The organism is Acinetobacter sp. WC-323 (genome assembly GCF_000314615.1).
In the GTDB taxonomy this organism is placed as follows: domain Bacteria; phylum Pseudomonadota; class Gammaproteobacteria; order Pseudomonadales; family Moraxellaceae; genus Acinetobacter; species Acinetobacter courvalinii.
Window position 1 is genome coordinate 1 of sequence record NZ_AMZS01000055.1, and the last position, 3,343, is coordinate 3,343.

3 protein-coding genes are annotated in these 3,343 nt (G+C 33.2%); 2 read left to right on the plus strand and 1 reads right to left on the minus strand.

Going from position 1 to position 3,343, the window contains the following annotated elements:
* Positions 1-497: 497 nt before the first annotated feature.
* Entirely contained in the window at positions 498-1,436 is a 939-nt protein-coding gene (gene repM / locus ACINWC323_RS06460; protein ID WP_002046604.1) for a replication initiation protein RepM, read from the minus strand.
* A 402-nt stretch (positions 1,437-1,838) separates the two neighbouring features.
* Between repM and ACINWC323_RS06455 the strand changes: the two genes are divergently transcribed.
* Entirely contained in the window at positions 1,839-2,477 is a 639-nt protein-coding gene (locus ACINWC323_RS06455; protein WP_000585007.1) for an AAA family ATPase, read from the plus strand.
* A 2-nt stretch (positions 2,478-2,479) separates the two neighbouring features.
* Positions 2,480-2,767, plus strand: a complete 288-nt coding sequence (locus ACINWC323_RS06450; RefSeq protein ID WP_000908082.1) for a hypothetical protein — start codon at positions 2,480-2,482, stop codon at positions 2,765-2,767.
* Positions 2,768-3,343 lie beyond the last annotated feature (576 nt).

Genomic DNA, 3,343 nt, shown 5'->3' on the forward strand with positions numbered 1-3,343 from the left:
CTGGCTTTGTTGTTCGCAACGAGGGCTAATTCTGGAGTTCCGTATAAGGCATAATCAATAACGACATCTCGACTGATAATCAGTGCAGTAACTTTAGCCAATCTCGCTGCAATTTCCATGTCAGGAATTTGTCCACTTATTCCAATGATGATGAGAACTGCAGCATTGACTTAGATCGCCAGTGCTCAGTACTGGCTATCATGTAGCTTTTATCGCTTTAGCGCCTTAACTTATTTAAGTGGCGTAACTTGCATAACTTATGCATCCTATTTAGGTGACCTCAGTTATAGTATTCCGTGTCAGGAATCTGTCCACTTATTCCAATGATGATGAGAACTGCAGCAATAAATTATAAAGGCAGGATAGGTGGTTACTTAACCAGCATAAGTTATGTAACTTATGCTAATTCATATTAAAATCACATGAAAGCAATCTTAATTAAAAACTTAGTATGAAAGGGCGTGGTCTTTTGTTTAAAGTGACAATTAACTAAAGGGTTACTTCTTGTATTTAGGAGCATAACCAACTTCTAACAAATAAGAAAAATACTTTCTAACATTATCGCTATCAAGAAGATCACTTGATATCCTTTCCTGAAAGTCTTCTAGAGTCTCTCCACGATGTGCGAAATCATTACCAAATTTTGGATAGTTAGTAATATCACATAGCTTTTTAGCAAAGAATATACATTGCTTAGCTGTCAATTTATAAGTTGGCTCTAAAGGAGCACTTGTACTCGTTTTATTTTGTTCTTTTTCTTCAAACATGAAATGTAATTCTGAAATATTTCTTCCCTCCTTTTTTTGTATATAAGAAACAGTAATATCCGTAAATTTGTTAATTTGATTTAAAGCTACGGTAAGAACCCTTTTTTTAAAGTCTCCCATCTTTTTATATTCATCTTCTATCAATCCGAGTTTTGATCTAAGCTCATCTATAGAAATATATAACTTACCAGTTGATCTCCAACGTATGAGTAACTCATACAGGCGAATAGCATAAATGCTTGTAAGTGGTGAGATTTGTTTAAGTTCATATCTTGTGAACTTTTCTTCAAGTTTTACAAATAAGGGGATAATATCTGGTGCAAAAATTAGTTGGACGCATCCCTCTTCCTTAACATAACCAACTTTTGAAACCCACCTACTTTTGTATATTCCTATTTTTCCAGTTATAGGATCTACTGCTTTATAATTCAAATGCCGTTCAAAAAGATTATCACATGCAGATTGTAACGCTTCATAAGATGCTTGACGTCCTAAATTAAACTGTTTCATGTATTCAGAAGCATGAATCGTAAGTATAGTATCAGAAGTAAGTTCTTTCTCAATTTCTCGAGCAGCAATGATCGCAATTAATATTAGCCTTTGCTCAGATAGATTTAGTGAATACGATGCTTCAACCAAATTATTATCTTTATATACTATGTTACTCATAGGGAGATATATTAAGGAAAATGTTATAAATAGATATATTGACAATACTACTTAACGTCCACAAATGAAAGTATTTTTAATAAAAGAATTTGTCAACTTATGCACAGAATTTGTCAACTTAGAAACAGGAAAAAGTCAACTTATTGGTAGGAATATGTCAACTCAGAAACAGGAAAAAGTCAACTTATTGGTAGGAATTTGTCAACATATACTTCCTGTATCCCTTTGCTAGTCAAGCTTTGAGCAGAGATATAAATAATAAATTTAAATAAATATATATAAATTCAAAAAGACCATTCTTTTGTGGATAACTTTTTTTTAATTTTTTTTTCATGATAGTTGATTACTTCATAAATCACCGTTAAATTATACACAAACAAACTTACGTAACTTACATAAATTATGATTATCTTAGTTGGTGGTGAAAAAGGCGGTGCTGGTAAAAGCTGTTTAGCTCAAAATCTTGCAGTTTACTTACAACAAAGTCAAAGAGACGTCCTCTTATTAGATGCTGACCCTCAAGGAACAACAACAGATTGGGTCAAAGAAAGAGATGAAAACGATGAATTAAATAATATTCCATCAGTACAAGCATCAGGGAATATACGTTCAGTTTTAAAAGATTTAGATAAAAGATACCAAGATATTATCATTGATGCAGGTGGACAGGATTCTGAAGCATTACGTTCAGCAATGACTATAGCTACACATATGTTATTGCCGTTTAGACCCAAACGAAGAGATCTAAAAACTTTAGATCATATGGAACAAGTTTTAAAATTAGCAAAGACAGTAAATCCAAATCTGAAAGCTAGAGCAATTATTACTCAGTGTCCAACTCTTCCTTCTCAAGTTCAAAGAATTTTAGATGCAAAAGAGGCATGCAAATCATTTGGTATTGATGCATTGAATTCAATCACAACAAATCGAAATGTTTATGATGATGCAGATGAAAATGGGCTTTCGGTTTTTGAAGTAAATAGTGATCCTAAAGCGAAAGCTGAAATTGAAAGTATTGCAAGAGAGTTTTTAGGAGTATAACTATGGCTGGTTTAACTGGGCTAAACAAAAAACCTGAACCTACTGAACAAGATAAAATGTTAGATGCATTTATATCTGGTGCAGAAAAGAGGGTAAAGGCTTTAGAATCAAGTGAAAAAAAATTTATTCGTTACACTTTTTCTCTCAATGAAGATATTAGTAAACTAATTGATGAGCTGGTTGTAAAAGGGCAAAATGCAAGAATAAATCGTTCAAGTATTGTTCGAGCAGCTATAGAAAATTTATCGACATATAGTGCAGATGAATTAAAAGAAATATTAAATAAATAAATAAATTAAAAATATCCCACTTTTTTAAGGGGGATATTTTTTATCCAAGTTAAATTTACTGTAAGTCCCCGGTGAACCCTATAGATATTTTTAAATTCAGCTCAGGCTCTAGCAGTGTGGTGGTAATTTATCTATTTGAGTTATTTTATATGAAGGCGTCCTTTTCTGCACAGACACGGATCTAGGCTATTCAGCTTGGCTGACTGAATTGATGTCATGATGTTTGATGCACATTGTCAAATTCTTTATCAAGCGAAACTCTGAATCAATGCTTGTAATTGTTTCACTATGATGAGTTTGAGTCCAGTGAAATGTTGCTTGTTTCAACCGTAGAGCTTTGAATACCCAGTCCATCATGTATCAACACTTTCATACAATGACCACGCTTATTCCAAAACAAGATAACCTCAATGTTGCGATTTGACATGGTCAAAGGCTTTTAGGACATGAGAAAGAGCAGTATAAGTAACTGCTCGCATAGGCACTGTTGCAAATAGGCTGACATGATAAGCTAAATATCTTATTTATTTCGAGATACAGCAGATGAATCCCTTCCATGGTCGGCACTTTCAAGGT